General features: G+C 40.8%; 18 protein-coding genes. 17 read left to right on the top strand and 1 reads right to left on the bottom strand.

Annotation, left to right across the window (positions count from 1 at the left end):
• The first annotated feature begins 92 nt into the window (after positions 1 to 92).
• The 16 genes from cysJ to rpoS all read left to right on the top strand — a co-directional run bounded on the left by cysJ (position 93) and on the right by rpoS (position 17,489).
• The gene (gene cysJ / locus M992_RS00090) at positions 93 to 1,898 is read left to right on the top strand and encodes an NADPH-dependent assimilatory sulfite reductase flavoprotein subunit (protein ID WP_053906866.1); all 1,806 of its coding nucleotides are present in this window, start codon (positions 93 to 95) and stop codon (positions 1,896 to 1,898) included.
• Positions 1,898 to 3,628: an assimilatory sulfite reductase (NADPH) hemoprotein subunit gene (gene cysI / locus M992_RS00085; RefSeq protein WP_053906865.1), complete on the top strand. Its 1,731-nt coding sequence runs from the start codon at positions 1,898 to 1,900 to the stop codon at positions 3,626 to 3,628. The genes cysJ and cysI overlap by 1 nt, the downstream gene beginning before the upstream one ends.
• Positions 3,625 to 4,359, top strand: a complete 735-nt coding sequence (locus tag M992_RS00080) for a phosphoadenylyl-sulfate reductase (protein ID WP_053906864.1) — start codon at positions 3,625 to 3,627, stop codon at positions 4,357 to 4,359. Before cysI ends, M992_RS00080 begins: the two co-directional genes overlap by 4 nt.
• Before the next feature lie 589 nt (positions 4,360 to 4,948).
• Entirely contained in the window at positions 4,949 to 5,839 is an 891-nt protein-coding gene (locus M992_RS00075; RefSeq protein ID WP_211257331.1) for a YadA C-terminal domain-containing protein, read from the top strand.
• 390 nt (positions 5,840 to 6,229) lie between these two features.
• Positions 6,230 to 7,642 carry a siroheme synthase CysG gene (cysG, locus tag M992_RS00070; protein WP_053906862.1) on the top strand — a complete coding sequence of 471 codons (1,413 nt, stop codon included), beginning with the start codon at positions 6,230 to 6,232 and terminating at the stop codon, positions 7,640 to 7,642.
• A gap of 14 nt (positions 7,643 to 7,656) precedes the next feature.
• Positions 7,657 to 8,565, top strand: coding sequence for a sulfate adenylyltransferase subunit CysD (cysD, locus tag M992_RS00065; protein ID WP_053906861.1), 909 nt, complete (start codon positions 7,657 to 7,659; stop codon positions 8,563 to 8,565).
• Positions 8,566 to 8,575: 10 nt separating this feature from the next.
• Positions 8,576 to 10,018, top strand: coding sequence for a sulfate adenylyltransferase subunit CysN (gene cysN, locus M992_RS00060; protein WP_053906860.1), 1,443 nt, complete (start codon positions 8,576 to 8,578; stop codon positions 10,016 to 10,018).
• 3 nt (positions 10,019 to 10,021) lie between these two features.
• Complete coding sequence (cysC, locus tag M992_RS00055) at positions 10,022 to 10,654, top strand: adenylyl-sulfate kinase (RefSeq protein WP_053906859.1); 633 nt, start codon at positions 10,022 to 10,024, stop codon at positions 10,652 to 10,654.
• Positions 10,655 to 10,888: 234 nt separating this feature from the next.
• Entirely contained in the window at positions 10,889 to 11,176 is a 288-nt protein-coding gene (gene ftsB / locus M992_RS00050) for a cell division protein FtsB (RefSeq protein WP_053906858.1), read from the top strand.
• Between the two features lie 104 nt (positions 11,177 to 11,280).
• A complete protein-coding gene (gene ispD, locus M992_RS00045) occupies positions 11,281 to 12,012 on the top strand; it encodes a 2-C-methyl-D-erythritol 4-phosphate cytidylyltransferase (protein WP_053906857.1) in 732 nt (243 codons plus the stop codon).
• Between the two features lie 4 nt (positions 12,013 to 12,016).
• On the top strand, positions 12,017 to 12,529 hold the full coding sequence (gene ispF, locus M992_RS00040; RefSeq protein WP_047254940.1) for a 2-C-methyl-D-erythritol 2,4-cyclodiphosphate synthase: 513 nt from the start codon (positions 12,017 to 12,019) through the stop codon (positions 12,527 to 12,529).
• On the top strand, positions 12,495 to 13,547 hold the full coding sequence (gene truD / locus M992_RS00035; RefSeq protein ID WP_053906856.1) for a tRNA pseudouridine(13) synthase TruD: 1,053 nt from the start codon (positions 12,495 to 12,497) through the stop codon (positions 13,545 to 13,547). Before ispF ends, truD begins: the two co-directional genes overlap by 35 nt.
• A 249-nt stretch (positions 13,548 to 13,796) precedes the next feature.
• Positions 13,797 to 14,558, top strand: coding sequence for a 5'/3'-nucleotidase SurE (gene surE / locus M992_RS00030; protein ID WP_053906855.1), 762 nt, complete (start codon positions 13,797 to 13,799; stop codon positions 14,556 to 14,558).
• Positions 14,555 to 15,181: a protein-L-isoaspartate(D-aspartate) O-methyltransferase gene (locus tag M992_RS00025; protein ID WP_053906854.1), complete on the top strand. Its 627-nt coding sequence runs from the start codon at positions 14,555 to 14,557 to the stop codon at positions 15,179 to 15,181. Before surE ends, M992_RS00025 begins: the two co-directional genes overlap by 4 nt.
• Before the next feature lie 211 nt (positions 15,182 to 15,392).
• Complete coding sequence (gene nlpD / locus M992_RS00020; protein WP_053906853.1) at positions 15,393 to 16,445, top strand: murein hydrolase activator NlpD; 1,053 nt, start codon at positions 15,393 to 15,395, stop codon at positions 16,443 to 16,445.
• A gap of 54 nt (positions 16,446 to 16,499) precedes the next feature.
• On the top strand, positions 16,500 to 17,489 hold the full coding sequence (rpoS, locus tag M992_RS00015) for an RNA polymerase sigma factor RpoS (RefSeq protein ID WP_053906852.1): 990 nt from the start codon (positions 16,500 to 16,502) through the stop codon (positions 17,487 to 17,489).
• A gap of 69 nt (positions 17,490 to 17,558) precedes the next feature.
• Here the strand turns inward: rpoS and mutS are convergent, their stop codons facing one another.
• Positions 17,559 to 20,120, bottom strand: a complete 2,562-nt coding sequence (gene mutS, locus M992_RS00010; RefSeq protein WP_053906851.1) for a DNA mismatch repair protein MutS — start codon at positions 20,118 to 20,120, stop codon at positions 17,559 to 17,561.
• Positions 20,121 to 20,388: 268 nt separating this feature from the next.
• Between mutS and M992_RS00005 the strand changes: the two genes are divergently transcribed.
• Positions 20,389 to 20,838 carry an Arm DNA-binding domain-containing protein gene (locus M992_RS00005; RefSeq protein ID WP_315970562.1) on the top strand — a complete coding sequence of 150 codons (450 nt, stop codon included), beginning with the start codon at positions 20,389 to 20,391 and terminating at the stop codon, positions 20,836 to 20,838.
• Positions 20,839 to 21,110: the final 272 nt, after the last annotated feature.

Raw genomic sequence — 21,110 nt, 5'->3', positions numbered from 1 at the left:
CTAAATATCGACATCGTTTACTTATGTAAGCTCCGCGTTAAGTTTTGTTGGGGTATAAAGATGGAATACATCATTTTGAGGTTATCAGGACAATGACAACGAAACAGCCACCTACAGCTATATTACCTTTATCTTCAGAGCAATTAAGTCGTTTACAAGCGACTGTGAATGATTTTTCTCCACATCAATTAGCGTGGCTGTCAGGTTATTTTTGGGGTAAGTCTGAGCAAAATAGCACCGTAGATAATACGACGATACCCGCGATCCCTGCCGCAGAAACGATCACGATAATTTCAGCCTCTCAAACAGGCAATGCCCGGCGATTAGCCGAGCAGCTTCGGGATAGGCTGGTGGCTGAAAAACTTAATGTGAAGTTGAAAAATGCCGGAGATTATAAGTTTAAGCAGATAGCTCAAGAAACAGCGGTTATTATTGTGGCATCGACACAAGGCGAAGGTGAACCCGCAGAAGAAGCCGTCGCATTGTATAAATATCTATATTCTAAAAAAGCACCTAATTTATCCCATACACATTTTGCAGTTTTCGGTTTAGGCGATAGCTCTTACGATAAATATTGCCAAGCGGGAAAAGACTTTGATCAGCGATTAAGTGAATTAGGCGCGCAACGCTTGGCGGAGCGGGTAGATGCAGATGTTGATTATCAAGAGGCTGCGAAGGCATGGATTGAGCAGATAACTCAGGTGCTTAAGCAGCGTATGCCGGTACAGTCGACAGCTCAATTAGCCCAAGAACAATCCGGCAGTTTAGATGAAATAACGCGTTCACCTTACAGCAAAACCTCACCATTGAGTGCAACACTGTCAGTAAATCAAAAAATTACTGGGCGTAACTCAGACAAAGATGTTCGACATCTTGAAATTGATTTAGCCGATTCCGGGTTGCGTTATCAGCCGGGAGATGCTCTTGGCGTATGGTTTAGCAATGATCCCCAGTTAGTTGATGAATTAATTGGTTTATTATGGCTACAAGGTGATGAAATAGTCACTATTGCGCAGCAGCAATATAGCCTACGCGATGCATTAACTTATCATCTTGAATTAACCCAAAATACGCATTTAATTGTTGAAAAATATGCGCATTTATCTAATGACGAATTCCTCTTATCCCTGCTAAGTGACAAGTCGGCGTTACAACAATATGCCGCCGATGTACCGATTGTCGATATGGTACGCCAGTTTGCGGCTCAGCCGGAGGCTCAGGCATGGGTTGATATATTACGTCCGCTGACTCCGCGTTTATATTCTATCGCTTCTTCACAGGCAGAAGTTGATAACGAAGTGCATCTAACGCTCGGCGTAGTGAGATATTCTATCGATGGGCGAGAGCGTACCGGTGGAGCCTCTGGTTTTCTCGCTGATCGCTTACAAGAAGACGATGAAATCAAGATTTTCATTGAGCATAACGAAAATTTCCGTTTACCAAGTTCGCCCGAAACTCCAGTCATTATGATTGGTCCTGGTACGGGGATCGCACCTTTCCGCGCTTTTTTACAGCAACGTGACAATGAAGGGGCGACAGGCAAAAATTGGTTATTGTTTGGGAATCCTCATTTTGTTGAAGACTTTTTGTATCAAGTAGAATGGCAGCGTTATGTCAAACAAGGATTATTGACTCGGATTGATTTAGCTTGGTCACGAGATCAAGCTGAAAAAGTTTATGTGCAAGATAAATTGCGTGAACAGGGCGAAGAAGTTTGGCGCTGGATACAACAAGGTGCTCATATTTATGTCTGTGGTGATGCTAATCGAATGGCAAAAGATGTCGAAGAAACGTTATTAGAAATCATTGCTACTTATGGTGCGATGGACAAAGAACTGGCAGATGAATATTTAAGTGAATTGCGCGTTGAGCGCCGTTATCAGAGGGATGTCTACTAATGAGCAAAAAACAACAGGGCCCTTTAATTGTCGAAGGCAAACTAGCTGATAGTGAGCGAATGAAACTGCAAAGTAATTTTTTGCGAGGAACGATCGCGCAAGATCTAAAGAATGGCCTGACAGGTGGATTTGAAGGCGACAATTTTTTACTGATCCGTTTCCATGGTATGTATCAGCAAGATGATCGTGATATTCGCGCCGAGCGAATGGAGCAGAAACTGGAGCCTCGCCATGCCATGATGCTGCGTTGTCGCTTGCCTGGTGGCGTTATTACGCCGAAACAGTGGTTAGATATCGATAAATTTGCCAGTGAACATACGTTATATGGCAGTATCCGTATCACTAATCGCCAAACGTTTCAGTTTCATGGAATTCTTAAAGGCGATGTTAAGCCTGCACATCAAATGTTGGCGCATGTTGGTTTGGATGCTCTAGCGACAGCGAATGATGTTAACCGCAATGTGCTATGTACCTCAAACCCGGTACAATCTGAATTGCATCAGCAAGCCTATGAATGGGCGAAGAAAATTTCAGAACATTTATTGCCTCGCACTCGGGCTTATGCCGAAATTTGGTTAGATAAAGAAAAAATTGATTCGACAGATGAAGAACCTATTTTAGGTACGACTTATTTACCGCGTAAATTTAAAACTACGGTGGTGATCCCACCATTAAATGATGTTGATCTCCATGCTAACGATATGAATTTTGTGGCGATTGAGCAGCATGGGAAATTGATTGGTTTTAATGTATTAGTCGGTGGGGGGTTGGCGATGACCCATGGTGACACCAATACCTTCCCGCGTTTGGCCAGTGAGTTCGGTTATATTGCCTTAGAAGATACCTTAGCGATCGCCGAAGCAATTGTGACTACCCAGCGCGATTGGGGAAATCGTACTGAACGCAAAAATGCTAAGACTAAATACACCTTAGAGCGCGTCGGTATCGAGACATTCAAACAAGAAGTTGAGCGCCGTGCAGGGGTTAAATTTGAGGAGATCCGCCCCTATCAGTTTACTCACCGAGGTGATCAGATAGGCTGGCTCAAAGGCATTGATAATAAATGGCATTTAACCTTATTTGTTGAAAATGGTCGCTTAATTGATTATCCGCAGCGTGCCTTAAAAACCGGTGTCGCTAAAATAGCGGCGATCCATCAAGGTGATTTTCGTTTAACCGCTAATCAGAATCTGATTGTTGCGGGAATTGCAGAAGCAGAAAAACACGCTATAGAACAAATTGCTCGTCAACATGGGCTTATTAGTGATGAAGTATCATCACAGCGTGAAAATTCAATGGCTTGTGTATCCTTTCCGACATGCCCATTGGCAATGGCTGAAGCGGAGCGTTTTCTGCCGCAGTTTGTCAGCGAAGTAGATAATATCCTTGCTATGCAAGGCCTAGGCGATGAACACATTGTTTTACGAGTCACTGGATGCCCTAATGGCTGCGGCCGAGCGATGTTGGCAGAAGTTGGGCTGGTGGGTAAAGCGCTTGATCGCTATAACCTTTATTTAGGTGGCAATCGAATAGGGAGTCGTATCCCACGATTGTATCGAGAAAATATTAGCTCCGCGGAAATTCTGACTATTTTAACGCCATTGATTGCTCGTTGGGGGAAAGAACGTACTGAAAATGAAGGTTTCGGTGATTTCTTGATTAGAGCTGATATTGTTAAACCGGTGATTAATTCTGCGGTTGATTTTTATCAGGTACAGGAGGCGGTATGAGTCGACTCGATTTAATACATATTACCGGCTTGCCAGCGTTAGAACAGCAGGCAGCTTTGTTTGAAACTAATCAGATGCTTGAAAATATGAATGCCCAACAGCGAGTTCGTTGGGCGCTGGAACATCTTCCCAGCCAGCATGTTCTGACCTCAAGTTTTGGTATTCAAGCCGCGCTTATGTTGCACCTTGTAACGAGTGAATATCCTGATATTCCAGTAATTTTGACTGATACTGGATATTTATTTCCAGAAACCTATCAATTTATTGATTTATTAACCAAACGTCTAAAACTAAATTTGCAGGTATATCGAGCGAAACAAACACCAGCTTGGCAAGAGGCTCGCTACGGTAAATTATGGGAACAAGGTGTTGAGGGAATAGCGCATTATAATCAGATCAATAAAGTTGAACCGCTAGCGCAAGCGCTAGCTGAATTACAGGCACAAACGTGGTTTTCAGGTTTACGCCGAGAACAATCCACCAGTCGTTCATCGTTACCGGTTTTAGGTATAGGTAAAGGCATATTTAAAATATTGCCAGTAATTGATTGGAATAACCGAGATATATATCAATATTTTAAGCAGCATAATTTGCCTTATCATCCTTTATGGGAACAAGGATATTTATCTGTCGGTGATACTCATACAACTCGTCAATGGCAGCCTGGAATGAGCGAAGAAGAAACGCGTTTCTTTGGTTTAAAACGAGAATGTGGTTTACATGAAAATTAATTGATAGCAGGGAAGATATCCCTGCTTTTATATTCGATATTAATTAATAATCAATTACCTATTATTTGTTATATATTTAATATTAATAATTCACTATTGGTTATATATTATAATTAATAAATAATTTTTAATTTATTTTTAATTTAATATTACTAATGATTTAATTAATGGCTTTTTATTATTTTTTTAGGTAGTCTTATTCATCTTTTTATTTATCGATAACAATTGAATAAGGATATTCAAAATGAAGATTAATAAAATCTCATTGATTATAATCACCACGACACTAGCGTTAGGATCTATTCATTCTGCTTTTGCTAATATAGGCTCAGGAATGTCGCCTAATCTAGATTCTACACCTTCAAAAACTGAATCATTAAATCATACACACTCTACGCCTAGTGCAAAACCGATGAGTCCCACCGGGGGGGTAACGGGAGGGAAGGCCGAGCTTAATGGTTCCCATCAACCGCGTCCTCCAGCAGAGAGACAACCTAAGTTAGCCGGAGTATATGTTCCATTTATATATCAAACACAGCTTGATTTTATTGATTTTTTCTCGTTAGCAGATAGTGAGTCGAAGCCACAAATGCCTAAGTTTGAGCCCATACCTGGTTCAGATACACCGCATGAGTGTTCATTACCTTTCGCTGTGTGTAAATTAATTGAACCTTATTCCCCACCGGTTTTATTAACTGATGATAATAATCTACCGATATTAGATTCTGAAGGTGAACCACAATATACAGCAGGTTCTCAGGCTGTATGGGATTATGATTCAAAATATAGGGGGGTTTTAAAACCAAATGGTCAACCAGACGATGATTTATCGAGTGACTTTGAGCTAAGCACAGCGAAAGGACTCGCTGATTTATTAGTTAATCGCTTAAATAGTGATAAAGTAGAAAAAAATCAAAGAAATATTGAATTTAATGACAAAGAGATCAGAAAAAATGGCTTTGTTGCACACATAAATAAGCATAATTTAGGTCTTATCGATAAAGCGGTTAAAACAAACAGCGGTAAAATAGAACAAAATGAAAAAAATGTAGCAAAACAAAAAGTTATATTGACCAAGCAAGACAAGAAAAATACTGAGGTAGAAAATAAATTACATACTCACTACAATGATATTTATAAAAATAAGTCAGATATAAGTCGAATCGAGTTACGCAATAAAGCGATGGAAAAAAGCATTTCAATGATCAATAAAAGTGTACGTGAAAAATTCCAAAAATTAGATGCTAAAATTGAACAAGGGCTTGCTGCACAATCTGCTCTTAATGGACTTTTTCAACCGTATAATATTGGTAAATTTAATATAACAGCAGCGCTTGGTGGCTATGATTCATCTACTGCGATGGCATTGGGCTCGGGATATCGATTTAATGAAAATTTTGCCGCTAAAGCAGCGGTTGCGGTTAATGCCGGTGATCCGAGTGGAGTAAGTTATAATATGGGTGTTAATCTTGAATGGTGAGTCAGGTTTATGACTTAACCATTCTTTGCTGATTTAAAATAATCGATTTTAATCCGTAAATATTAAAAAATATCTCATCGAGCTACTTATTATAATAAGTGGCTCGATTAATTATTATTGAGTCAATAGATAATAATTAATTTAAACGGTTATCTGAAAATGACAGAGTATCTATTGATTTTTTCGGATTTTAGTTGCATAGATTGAATTATTTTAACGACAATCAAAATATTCTCAGAAAATTAACCTGATATATCAGGGGACAAAGGCTCGTTATTCCTTTCAGTTACAACTAATAGCTTTTTGAGCTTTCATAAGTATTCCACACACCCATATAGTCTTTTCTAATATTGAGAAGAAAATTGTTATAAATATTGGGTGATATCAATTATGGACTACCTACCATTATTCGTAGAACTGAAAAATCGACCGGTATTATTGGTCGGTGGCGGAGATATTGCTGCGCGTAAAGCCAGTTTATTGTTGCGTGCGGGTGCTGAGTTAACGGTGGTATCTCCAACACTGTGTTCAGAATTACAGCAGTGTTATAGCCAACAAAAATTAATATGGGTAGCCAAAGAATATTATCCACAATTATTAGATAACGTTTTTTTAGTCATTGCCGCAACTAATAGCGACAAACTGAATGAGCGCATTTTTCAAGATGCTAACCAACGTCAAAAATTGGTTAATGTAGTTGACGATCAACCGCGTTGTTCCTTTATCTTTCCTTCGATTATTGATCGCTCGCCTGTGGTTGTGGCTATTTCCTCAGCGGGAAAAGCCCCAGTTTTGGTGCGTCTATTGCGTGAGAAACTGGAAGCCTTATTACCCAGCAGCTTAGGGAAAATGGCTACAATTGCTGGGCGCTGGCGCAATAAAGTTAAACACAACTTACATACCATGACTGAACGGCGTCGATTTTGGGAAAAAAGCTTCAATGGTCGTTTTGCTTCTTTGGTCGCGAATGGAAAAATAATTGAGGCTGAAAGTCAGCTTGAATTACAGCTTAAACAACAAGATAGCGCCGGTGAATTGACTTTAGTTGGTGCAGGCCCTGGTGATCCGGGGTTATTAACGCTCAAGGGATTGCAGGTATTACAAAATGCCGATGTGGTACTTTACGACTATTTAGTCAGTGACGAGATACTGGATTTAGTTCGTCGAGATGCGGACAAAATTTGTGTCGGTAAACGTGCTGGGCTGCATTCTGTTTCACAAGAACAAACTAACTTATTGATAGTACAACTCGCGCAGCAAGGCAAAAAAGTCGTACGCTTAAAAGGTGGCGATCCGTTTATTTTTGGTCGAGGAGGCGAAGAATTACAAGTCGCCGCAGAAGCTAATATTCCGTTCCAAGTCGTCCCGGGGATCACCGCTGCCATCGGAGCAACTGCGTACGCCGGAATTCCATTAACACATCGTGAATATTCTCAAAGTGTCACCTTTATTACTGGGCATTGCCGAGAAAACGGAGCTGATCTTGATTGGCCAGCATTGGCGAAAGGACATCAAACATTAGCAATTTATATGGGTACAGTGAAATCAGCATTTATTAGCCAGCAATTGATTAAATATGGTCGTGATGCACAGACCCCTGTTGCGGTGATCGGCTGTGGAACTCGCCATAATCAGCAGGTTATCACTGGAACCTTGGGGGAATTAGAGTCGCTAGCTCAGCAAGCACCAACCCCGGCATTATTAGTTATCGGTGAAGTGACAGCGCTTCATCATCAAATTGGCTGGTTTGGTCAATCAGCTACGGCAGAAACGTTACGTTCAGCGGTGCTGGAACTGGCTTAATAAGGATATGTTTTATGAACGAAAAAAGATTAACCCATCTTCAGCAATTAGAAGCTGAAAGTATTCATATTATTCGCGAAGTAGCGGCAGAATTTTCTAATCCTGTGATGTTGTATTCTATCGGTAAAGATTCCTCGGTGATGTTGCATTTGGCACGTAAAGCCTTTTATCCGGGAAAACTACCTTTTCCATTATTGCATGTGGATACCGGTTGGAAATTCAAAGAAATGTATCAGTTTCGAGATAAAACTGCCAAAAATTATGGTTTTGAATTATTGATCCATAAAAATCCACAAGGTGCAGAATTGGGTATCAATCCTTTTGTGCACGGTAGCGCTAAACATACCGACATCATGAAAACAGAAGGGCTAAAACAAGCGTTGGATAAATATGGTTTTGATGCCGCGTTTGGTGGTGCACGCCGCGATGAAGAGAAATCGCGAGCTAAGGAGCGAATTTACTCTTTTCGTGACAGGGCTCATCGATGGGATCCTAAAAATCAGCGTCCTGAGTTATGGCATAACTATAATAGTGAGGTTAATAAAGGCGAAAGTATCCGCGTATTCCCCCTATCTAACTGGACAGAGCAAGATATTTGGCAATATATCTATTTAGAAAATATCGATATTGTTCCACTGTATTTTGCGAAACACAGGCCTGTAATTGAGCGTAACGGCACCCTATTGATGGTCGATGATGATCGTATCGAGTTAACGCCTGGCGAGGTAGTTCAGCAGCGAAAAGTTCGATTTAGAACACTGGGCTGCTGGCCGCTGACGGGAGCGGTGCAATCTGAGGCTGAAACATTGCCTGAGATTATAGAAGAAATGCTGATATCCACGACTAGTGAGCGCCAAGGACGATTGATCGACAGCGATCAGAGTGCATCAATGGAATTGAAAAAACGCCAAGGTTACTTTTAAGGGGGAGAAAATGGCTGATTTAGCATACAACGATATTATTGCGGCTCAGATAAAACAGCAGGGCGGCGTCGAACAATATTTACAAGCTCAGCAGCAAAAAGGAATGTTACGTTTTCTCACTTGCGGTAATGTCGATGATGGCAAAAGTACCTTAATTGGGCGTTTATTGCATGATACCCGACAGATCTACGAAGATCAGTTATCCGTATTACAGAGCGATAGCAAACGGATCGGTACGCAGGGTGAAAAACTCGATCTCGCATTATTGGTTGATGGTTTGGCGGCTGAACGAGAGCAAGGGATCACTATTGATGTTGCTTACCGTTATTTCTCAACAGAAAAACGTAAATTTATTATTGCCGACACCCCGGGACACGAACAATATACTCGCAATATGGCGACGGGAGCCTCGACCAGTCAGTTATCTATTTTATTGATTGATGCGCGTAAAGGGGTACAAGAACAGACCTGCCGCCACAGTTTTATTAGTACATTATTAGGAATTCGTCATCTTATTGTAGCTGTAAACAAAATGGATTTAGTCGATTATCAGCAAGCTACATTTGAGCAAATTAAGCAGGACTATTTGCGTTTTTCAACTCAGTTACCCGACGATTTACAAATTTGGTTTGTGCCGATTTCTGCACTGGATGGCGATAATATTGTTAAACCAAGTGACAATATACCTTGGTATCAAGGTGATACGCTATTAGAGATTCTTGAAACTGCCAATGTTCGAGAAAAAGCGTCAACTCAGCCGTTACGCTTTCCTGTTCAGTATGTAAATCGTCCTAATATTGATTTTAGAGGATATAGCGGTACGTTATCGAGTGGGATTTTACGTCGGGGGCAACAAATTAAAGTATTACCCTCGGGAGTGACTTCTCAAATTGCTCGTATTGTCACTTTTGATGGTGATTTAGAATATGCAGTGCCTGGCGAAGCGATTACGATCGTTTTGAATGATGAAATTGATATTAGTCGCGGTGATTTGCTAGTTAGCGAGAGCGAATCATTACAAGCGACCCACAATGCGCTGGTGGATATTGTGTGGATGTCGGAGCAGCCTCTGGCTCAAGGGCAGTCAATCGAAGTAAAAGTCGCCGGTAAAAAAAGTCGTGCTCGCGTAGAAAATATTCGCTACCAAGTTGATGTCAATAATCTTGTACAAAAAGTAGCCACAGAGCTACCTTTAAATGCAATCGGTTCAGTTGAGCTCTCTTTTGATGAGCCATTATTGTTAGAAAGCTATCAGTTAAATGCAGATACCGGTGGCATGATATTGATCGATAGACTAACCAATGTGACGGTGGGAGCCGGATTAGTCCGTGAAATTCAGCATGATGCGATACCATCTCAAGGAGAATTTAGTCCATTTGAACTTGAATTAAATCAGCTGGTTCGTCGTCATTTTCCTCATTGGGGAGCGCGTGATTTACTGGGAGGAAAATAGTCCATGGCGGAGCTAAAATCCCTGGGTTCTTTGTCACCTACCGAGCTAAATATTGTGTGGCATCAACATGCGATTGAACGTACACAGCGGGAGACAAAAAATGGTCATAAAGCGGCGGTATTGTGGTTTACTGGGCTATCTGGCTCAGGAAAATCGACATTAGCTGATGCAGTAGAAAGGCAATTATTTGCGGCTAATATACAAACCTATCTATTAGATGGCGATAATGTTCGTCATGGATTATGCCATGATCTCGGATTTAATGAGTCTGATAGACAAGAGAATATGCGTCGAATTGGTGAGGTAGCTAAATTGATGGTCGATGCAGGGCTGGTCGTATCGACAGCATTTATTTCACCTTATCGCGCTGATCGGCAGCGGGTCCGCGAGTTATTTTCAGACGATCAATTTATTGAAATTTATGTTGATACTCCGCTTTATATCTGTGAACAGCGCGATCCAAAAGGTTTATATAGTAAAGCCCGAGCCGGTGAAATAGCCAACTTTACCGGTATTGATTCCCCTTATGAACCACCAATTTCGCCAGAGCTGTATATTAAGGGCGAACAACCATTAGCCCAATCGGTGGCGCAAATTATAGATTATCTCAAACTGTTAAAAATAATGAATAGCTAATTAGTTAAATTTTTAAGGGGAAAAGGAAAGATTTTAATTTAAGTAGCGTCTTAACCGCGAGTGATATTTTCACTGGCGGTTTTTTATTTGTTCCTCAGCATTATTTATTTATACTTTAATTTATTTATTGTTATCTTTGGTTTATTCATCTAATTGTCAGCGGTTTATATTCCAGGGGAGTAGCGTCACGCGCAGAGTTATGGGATGATTAGCAGATCATTTCAGGGGGCCGAGATGGGCAAACTAACGCTTTTATTAATTGCGGTACTGGCTTGGCTGCAGTATTCATTGTGGCTGGGGAAAAACGGTATCCATGATTATGTTCGAATTAAAGATGAAGTTGCGGCGCAAGAAACGGCAAATACCCGTCTAAAACTGCGTAATGAGCAATTATTTGCTGAAATTGACGATTTAAATGATGGTCAAGAAGCCTTGGAAGAGCGGGCACGCACGGAATTAGGTATGATAAGACCAGGGGAATCATTTTATCGTACGATTAAAGAGAATCGTGGGCAAAATTAATCGCAGTGGTCATTTTTGCTAGGCTCAATGTATATTAATGACGATATGTGTTAATGAAGCACGCTATTTTCCTAACTTATTTATTATGACTAAATTTAAAATCAATGAGTAACCAATTAACTGATTCTGATACACGTATTGTGGCGTTAATTCCTGCTGCGGGTATAGGTAGCCGCATGAAAACGGCTAACCCAAAGCAATATCTAACCGTCGCGGGTCAAACCATTATTGAGCATACGCTGTCTGCATTGTTGCTGAATCCTAGAATTAGCCAAATTATTATTGCCCTTAGCCCAGAGGATGAACTGTTTTCGAAGCTGGCAGTGGCTAACAATCCACGGATAACTACGGTGATTGGAGGAAAGCAACGGGCAGATTCGGTATTAGCAGGGCTAGATGCTTTGGCGGTAGCTGAAAATAGCGAAAATACCTGGGTATTAGTCCACGATGCAGCACGCCCTTGTTTACATCAGGATGATTTGAATAACATTATTCAATTAGTTGATATTGATAATTGTTGTGGTGGCATTTTGGCCTCTCCGGTCAGAGATACCATGAAGCGTAGCATGCAAAATCGAAGCGTGATTGATCATACCGTTGATAGAAGTGCATTATGGCATGCATTAACACCGCAAGTTTTTCCGCTCTATTTATTACGAAAGTGCCTAAACAAGGCATTGAGTGAACACGCGATTATTACCGACGAAGCTTCAGCTTTGGAATATTGTGGTTATCAACCCACCTTAGTTACTGGCCGCGCAGACAATCTTAAAGTGACCCAGCCCGAAGATTTAGCGCTGGCAGAATTTTACCTTTCTCGAATGAATAAGGAATAAAATAATGAGAATCGGACACGGATTTGACGTACATAAATTTGGTGGAGAAGGTCCTATTATTATCGCTGGCGTTCGCATCCCTTATGAACAAGGATTATTAGCCCATTCCGATGGTGATGTTGCATTACATGCAGCGACCGATGCTATTCTTGGTGCTGCCGCTTTAGGCGATATTGGTAAATTATTTCCAGATACCGATCCGGCATTTAAAGGCGCAGATAGCCGCGAGTTATTAAAAGAAGCCTATCGTCGGGTCTTGGAAAAAGGCTATCGCATCGGTAACTTAGATATTACCATTATTGCACAGGCCCCTAAAATGCTGCCTCATATTGCCCAAATGCGGATTAATATTGCTGAAGATCTGCAATGTCATATGGATGATATTAATGTGAAAGCCACTACGACTGAAAAATTAGGTTTTGTCGGGCGTAAAGAAGGGATTGCATGCGAAGCCGTTGTGCTATTAATAAAAGAAAATGGTAATGAAAAAAATGATTTTAGAGTGGCAGCATGGTAAACCGTTATCTTCTGGAACCTTGAGATCAACGGCCGAAGATTTTATTGTTAGAGAAGATTTAGGCTTTGAATTGGATGGAGAAGGCGAACATTTAATGGTTCGTGTTCGTAAAACGGGCTGCAATACCCAATTTGTAGCAGAACAACTGGCTAAATTTGCACGTATCTCCGCCCGTTCTGTTAGTTATGCAGGACTTAAAGACAGACATGCCGTGACTGAACAATGGTTTTGTCTGCATTTACCGGGTAAAGATGATCCTGACTTTAGCCAATGGACAGTAGACGGTTGTGAAGTTTTAGCTACTACGCGCCAAAAAAGAAAATTACGTATTGGTACATTGAAAGGAAACGACTTTGTATTGACGCTTCGTAATATTGATAATCAAGCAGATGTTGAATCACGTTTACAGTTGATAGCTGCCCAAGGATTTCCTAATTATTTTGGCGAGCAACGTTTTGGCCGTGAGGGTAATAATCTCACGCAGGCACTGCGTTGGGCGAATAATGAGATTAACGTTCGAGAGCGTAATAAGCGTAGTTTTTATCTTTCTGCTGCACGCAGCGCAATGTTCAATACTGTGGCAAGTGCGCGTTTGATGCAAAATATCGCTAACCAAGTGTTATTGGGCGATGCACTGCAATTAACCGGGCGGGGTAGCTGGTTTGTTGCTAAACAGGATGAATTCACTGCATTACAACCGCGTGTTGATAGCCATGAATTGAGCATTACAGCACCTTTGCCGGGCGATGGTGAATTAGGCACTGAAGATGATGCAAAAGCCTTTGAACAGCATTGTTTAGCCGATTATGCCGCATTTATGGCACTGATGCAGCGTGAAAAAGTCTCTAATACGCGCCGGGCTATTAAAGTGATCCCACAAAATATGGCGTGGCAGTGGCAAGATCAACAGACCTTGATTATCGAATTTACTTTGCCGGCGGGAAGTTTTGCGACAAGTTTAGTCAGAGAGTTAATTAATCAAGATAATGCCGACGGTAATAGTGATTTATCTGAATAGTATTATCGATAAATAATCAGAAAAGAGGCGATCAGATATTCTGCTCGCTTTTTTTTTGTATTTAATGCCTTTATGTTATCTATCGCTTGGGTTGCTGTAGGGTCATGATATTATTATGCGATTGTGATGCATGCGTCGATTATCGTATGATAACTGCGGGTTGATAAGTATTGATTCAACGATTATCGCGCTAATAATGTGGTTTTGGGTTCGCTCGAGAAAATTGATTTATTGAAAATAGGTGAGTTCTTGCTAAATATTTTACTGAGTAATGATGATGGCGTTACCGCTCCGGGGATCCAAACATTAGCGGCTGTGTTACGCGAGTTTTATCATGTACAAGTTATCGCTCCTGATCGTAATCGTAGTGGGGCTTCAAATGCGCTGACGCTAGATAAGCCATTGAGAGTTAATACACTAGATAATGGGGATTGGTCTGTTCAAGAAGGTACGCCGACCGATTGCGTTTATCTTGGAGTGAATAAATTATATCGTCCACGTCCTGATATTGTGGTTTCTGGCATTAATCGCGGGCCTAATTTGGGCGATGATGTAATTTATTCTGGGACGGTTGCCGCAGCGATGGAAGGGCGTCATTTAGGATTACCTTCGATTGCCGTATCATTAGATGGTGATACGCATTACGAAACGGCGGCGAAAGTAACGTGTGATTTGTTAAAACGATTACAGAAAAGCCCATTACGCGCCGGTAATATACTTAATATTAATGTGCCTGATATTCCTTATGAACAGATTAAAGGCTATCGAGTGACTCGTTGTGGCAGTCGTCATGCAGCTTCTGAAGTCTATAGTTTAGAAGATCCAAAAGGTAATATGCTGTATTGGCTAGGCCCGGTCGGTGAAATTCGTGATGCCGGCCCGGGAACTGATTTTGAGGCGGTTGAGCAAGGATACGTTTCGATAACGCCATTACAAGTCGATTTAACAGCGTATAAAGCACATTCTTTGATTGAAGAATGGTTAGAAAACGTTGAGGTAAAGCAAGAATGATCAGCGGGGGCATGAGAGAATTATTAGCTCAGTTGCATCAACAAGGTATTAACGATGAACGGTTGCTAGAGGCAATATCTCAGGTCCCTCGTGAGCGTTTTGTCGATGAGGCGCTAGCACATAAGGCATACGATAATATGCCTTTGCCTATTGGTCATGGGCAAACGATATCTCAACCTTATATTGTCGCTAAAATGACGGCGTTATTAGCATTACAGCCAACCGATGATGTCCTCGAAATTGGCACGGGTTCTGGCTACCAAACTGCTATTTTGGCACATTTAGCCCGCCATATTTATTCGGTTGAGCGGGTTAAAGTTTTACAATGGAATGCTAAACGACGTTTTAAACAATTGGATTTACATAATATTTCAACCCGTCATGGTGATGGCTGGCAAGGTTGGGCCTCAAAAGGACCTTTCGATGCGATTATTGTCACTGCTGCTCCAGCTGAGATTCCGATGACTTTATTACAACAATTAAAACCCGACGGGCGTTTAATATTACCGGTTGGCGGAGATTCTCAAACTTTAAAATTAATTGTCCGCAGAGGAAATGATTTTCATACTAATGTGATCGAGAAGGTAAGATTTGTTCCTTTAATTCCCGGAGAATTAGCTTAATTATTTTATTGAGTTAAAGAATGAAAATTATAATCAAAATAAATTTTATGGATTGAGTCAAAATCTTAAATTGCTATATTTGAAGTAATACACTTTTCTATTCACTAATATTTCTGCTTTAATAAGCGAAATATTTTAGTTGCTACTGTTTTTGCTGACATTTTTATAAACAGTTTTGTCCTGCCAGCGTTACCTTCATGGGAGAAGAAGCATGAAAATTATTAGCCCAATAAACAAAATTCGATGGGCGGTCATTTTTTCATTTTCAGGATTTTTAGTCGGTTGTTCAACCCCTTATCATCCTGCTGCACCTATTTCTAGTGTTAATGATAGCCAGGCTAGCCAATCAAGTAATTCACGGATAACTTCTGCGGGTGGAAATAGCAGTGCCTTGCCTTCATCTCCTACCAATATTTCGACGAATAGTCAGCGGCAGGTCAATTCTATCGCGTCTAGTGCACAGGATAGAATAGCCTATAATCGTAATTATGAGAGTATTCAAAAAGGGAGCTATAACGGGAATACCTATACGGTTAAACGTGGTGACACTCTATTTTATATTGCATGGATCTCTGGTAATGATTTCCGTGAGTTAGCACAACGTAATAATATCGATGAACCATACAGTTTAAATGTGGGTCAGGTAATTAATATTTCTGGTGGAAATGCAAATTCTGCTGGTCAGCTCGCAGTAAATACATCGAATAAGGAAAAACAAGCGGTTGATTATCGTCCAGTTAATGAGTATCCTGCTGCAAGTGGTAGTCAAAATTCAGGTAAAATGTTACCGAATAATAAGCCTACCACAAATGTGACTACTACCGCGACAGCCGTGACGACTGTACCAAGCACTTCAAGCACCTCGGTGGCTAAAAACAGTGGTAATGGTTCAGCAATCAGCTGGAGATGGCCTGCTGAAGGGAAAACTATTGAAGGTTTCTCTGATGCGGAAGGTGGAAACAAAGGTGTTGATATTGCAGGAACGCGAGGACAACCGGTATTTGCTACCGCGCCTGGAAAAGTTGTTTACGCAGGAAATGCACTGCGCGGATATGGAAATCTTATAATAATAAAACATAACGATGACTACCTCAGTGCTTATGCACACAATGATACATTGTTAGTGCGTGATCAACAGGATGTAAAAGCAGGGCAAAAGATTGCCTCTATGGGTAGCACCGGAACTAGCTCCGTTAGATTACATTTTGAAATTCGTTATAAGGGAAAATCAGTAAACCCGTTGCGTTACCTTCCGCAGCGATAAACTGGGCGGAATACATTGATATTCTGCCCTCATTATCTAGGGTAGGAGTCACTGATGAGCCAAAGTTCGCTGAAAGTTAACGAGTTATACCACTTTGCCGACGAAAGCCAGCTTGAAGAAGAGGTTTTTGACGAAAGTGCATTAAAGGAAGAAGAGCCCATCACTGAAGTTGATGATGATGTGGAGCTAGCAAAGAATGTCAATCAACGTGTTCTTGATGCCACGCAACTCTATCTCAGTGAAATTGGGTTCTCTCCTTTATTAACTGCTGAAGAAGAAGTGTTTTTTGCCAGACGTGCTTTACGTGGGGATATAGCATCACGTCAACGAATGATTGAAAGCAATCTTCGCTTGGTGGTTAAAATCTCACGTCGTTATAGTAATCGAGGCCTGGCGCTGCTCGATCTTATTGAAGAAGGAAATCTCGGCCTTATTCGAGCTGTCGAAAAGTTTGATCCTGAAAAAGGCTTCCGTTTTTCAACTTATGCCACCTGGTGGATACGCCAAACCATAGAACGGGCGATAATGAATCAAACCCGGACTATTCGTTTGCCAATTCATATTGTCAAAGAACTGAACATTTATCTAAGAACAGCCCGTGAACTGGCCCAAAAACTAGATCACGAGCCAAGTGCAGAAGAGATTGCCGAACAACTGGATAAGCCCGTTGAAGATGTCAGTCGCATGCTGCGGTTAAATGAACGGATCTCTTCTGTTGATACTCCGATTGCTGGAGATTCAGAGAAGTCTTTACTCGAAATATTGACAGATGAAAATGAATCTACGCCAGAAACCACGCTGCAAGACAATAATCTAAAAGAAAATATAGTTAAATGGTTGTTTGAATTAAACGCTAAACAGCGTGAAGTTCTAGCTCGCCGTTTTGGTCTTTTAGGCTATGAACCAGAAACATTAGAAGAAGTAGGCAAAGAGATCGGCTTAACGCGGGAGCGTGTGCGTCAAATCCAAGTTGAAGGCTTGAAAAGATTAAAGGATATTTTACAAGGCCAAGAATTAACCCTTGAGTCGCTGTTTAAAATATAACTATTGGCTAAGTTAAAGCGGAGAATGTTCTCCGCTTTTTTCGATCTATTTTATCCTAATATGCAGAGATTAATTCGCCGCTTCTTTTAAACGATAAATCCACTCTAGCGCTTGGCGTGGAGTTAGAGTATCCGGATTTATGTTATCTAACATTTCAATTACAGGTGATGGCGATTCTTCAGTTAAAAAGGTTAATTGAGGCGTATCGACATGACTTACTGATGAATTATTAGATAGAGTCTCTAATTCTTTCAGTTTCTGTTTTGCGCGTTTAATCACATCTTTAGGCACGCCTGCCAGTGAGGCAACGGCTAAGCCATAGCTTTTACTTGCTGCACCTTCTTGTACGTTATGCATAAAAGCAATAGTTTCTTCGTGCTCTAGTGCATCTAAATGGATATTGACGGCACCTTCTAGTTTTTCTGGCAGATGGGTCAATTCAAAATAATGAGTGGCAAATAAGGTCATGGCTTTAATACGATTAACCAAATTTTCAGCACAAGCCCAAGCTAGAGATAACCCATCGTAAGTTGATGTTCCTCGGCCTATTTCATCCATTAAAACTAAACTTTGCTCAGTCGCATTATGCAGAATATTAGCGGTTTCTGTCATCTCTACCATAAAAGTTGAACGACCTGAGGCTAAATCATCAGAAGCACCAACTCGAGTGAATATTCTATCTACTGGACCAATTATTGCTTTCTCGGCAGGAACAAAACTACCAATATAAGCCAATAAAGTAATTAACGCGGTTTGCCGCATATAAGTACTTTTACCTCCCATATTGGGACCAGTAATGATCAGCATACGTCTTTGTGGTGATAGCGATAATGGGTTAGCAATAAAAGGTTCGGAAAGTACTTGCTCGACTACCGGATGGCGGCCTGCAACTATCTGGATGCCTACTTTTTCAGTCATTTGCGGACAGCAATATTGTAAGGTATCCGCGCGTTCAGCCAGATTATTTAACACATCAAGCTCAGCCAGTGCCTCGGCACTGGTTTGCAGCGCGGCTAAATGGGGCAGTAACATATCAAATAACTGATCGTACAGCGATTTCTCAATAGCTAAGGCTTTTCCCTTGGAGGTCAAAACCTTATCTTCATATTCTTTTAATTCAGGAATAATATAACGTTCTGCATTTTTTAAGGTTTGGCGGCGCACATAGTGGATAGGTACTAAATGGCTTTGTCCACGGCTGACTTGAATAAAATAGCCATGAACTCCATTGAAACCGACTTTTAAGCTTTCAATACCCAGTTTTTCTCGTTCGCGGATCTCTAATTTCTCCAGATAATCACTAGCACCGTCTGCTAATGCCCGCCATTCATCTAATTCGGCATTATATCCTGTGGCGATAACACCGCCATCCCGCACTAAAACCGGGGGAGATTCAACAATTGATTGCTCCAGTAATAATTGTAATTCATCAAACAGCCCAATCCGTCGTTTAATATCTTGCAGATAAGGGGCATCTAGCTGCTCAATAATAGAATGAATATCCTGATAATGCTGAAAAGCATGACGCATACGAGCGAGATCACGAGGTCGCGCGGTACGTAAAGCCAAACGAGCTAATACGCGTTCTAAATCACCAATCTGCCGCAATAATGGCTGTAATGCATCACCCGAAGATTGCAATGCTTGGATTGCCTGCTGTCGGTTAGTCAGTATTTTAATGTTACGTAGTGGCGCATGTAACCAGCGTTTTAACATGCGGCTACCCATCGGAGTAACACAAAAATCAAGAATCGAGGCAAGGGTATTCTCACTACCGCCAGAGAGATTCTGTGTCAATTCTAAATTACGGCGGGTCGCAGCATCTAAAATGACAGAATCAGTTTGCTTCTCCATGATAATACTGCGGATATGAGGCAGCGATGTCCGCTGGGTATCTTTAACATATTGCAGTAAACAGCCAGCAGCACGTAAGGCCTTATGGGCATTATCTACCCCAAAGCCGATTAAATCTTTGGTTGAAAATTGCAGATTAAGCTGTTGTTTAGCCGTATCTAGTTCAAATTCCCAAATAGGACGACGACGCAGACCTTTGCTATTTTCGATTAAGTAGAGGCTTTCAAAATTCTCTGGATATAATAATTCTGCTGGGAGAGTACGCTGTAATTCCGCAGTCAGTGCTTCATCCGAAACAATTTCACTGACAATAAATCTACCTGACGTGAGGTCTAAAGTGGCGTATCCATAGCCTTGAGACTCCTGCCAAATTGCTGCTAATAAATTATCTTGGCGTTCATTTAGCAAGGCTTCATCAGTAATCGTTCCCGGGGTTAAAATTCGGACAACTTTACGTTCGACTGGGCCTTTACTGGTAGCTGGATCGCCAATTTGCTCACAAATAGCAACCGACTCACCTAGCTGGACTAATTTTGCCAGATAGTTTTCTGCTGCATGGTGCGGAACACCGGCCATAGGAATCGGTTGTCCAGCTGACTGACCTCGTTTAGTAAGAGAAATATCCAGTAATTGAGCGGCTTTTTTAGCATCGTCAAAAAATAGCTCATAGAAATCACCCATCCGATAAAACAGCAAAATATCAGGATGTTGAGCTTTCAATTTAAAATACTGCTGCATCATTGGTGTGTGGGATTCTAAATTTTGATTATCAGTCATAAAGTTGTCTGTTTTTACTTATTGAATTTATTTGATTTATTGAACTCTGTGAGTTAAGTGACTGAGTGGATTTTATTTTATCATCTAGAAGAACACAGAATTCGATATCGCATATTAAGGTTTAATGTAGGTTACTAAGGGCATTATCGCATAAGTTCGACATGATAAGCATCAACCTACACTTTTTACGAAAAATCGTTAATTATCTTAAAGCCAGCGCTAAACAAGATAATACCAATGGGTCAAAAAACACAATAGAAGCGAGGCCTTGCCTTTATCTGTAAAAGCTATTGAGGCGATGAAGCCTAATTGTCATGTTAGGACTGATACAGGTGAAAATACAGGTTTACGAGTATCTTGTGGTGCGACGGGTATTAAGATATTTATTTATCGATATAGTAGCCCAGTTACACATAAACTTGTACCGATAAAAATCGGTAATTTTTCTCAAATATCGTTGAGTGAAGCGAGAGTTAAGCTACAAGAATTAAAACAATTACGTCAATTAGGACGATATCCCGCGACAGAGATGAAAGAAGAAAAACAGCATAAAAAGCAAGTTCAGTTAGAACCACTAGAAACGAAATTGACAGTTAAAGCTCTTATTGAGCTTTACTTAATTGAACGTATCGAAGATCGCAAGGGAAAAGACGGTAAAATCATTGCCGGAGCAAGAAAGAAGAAAGGGCAATTCGTTTTTCATTTGGCACCTCTATAGTTGGATTATATACCATTATTAAAATGTCCTGTTTGATTAAAGCAGATCCCATGATCTAGCTTTGCTAGACGAGACAATCATCTTTTCTTCCATTTCAGAGCAACACTTTGTGTTAATAGTCGAGAGCTTAAACGTTCTTACCGTACCTTAATCGCCTGATTTACACGGATTTGCATATATCCGATTTAGCTGCAATATTAGTAATATCTCACTCTTTCGCAATAGAAAAATGATTGATACATACTAAACTAAGCATAAAAATCGTAATAAGT

This window comes from Moellerella wisconsensis ATCC 35017 (assembly GCF_001294465.1).
GTDB lineage: Bacteria > Pseudomonadota > Gammaproteobacteria > Enterobacterales > Enterobacteriaceae > Moellerella > Moellerella wisconsensis.
The sequence above is the reverse complement of the archived record's forward strand: the minus strand, read 5'-3'. Positions and strand labels throughout refer to the sequence as shown.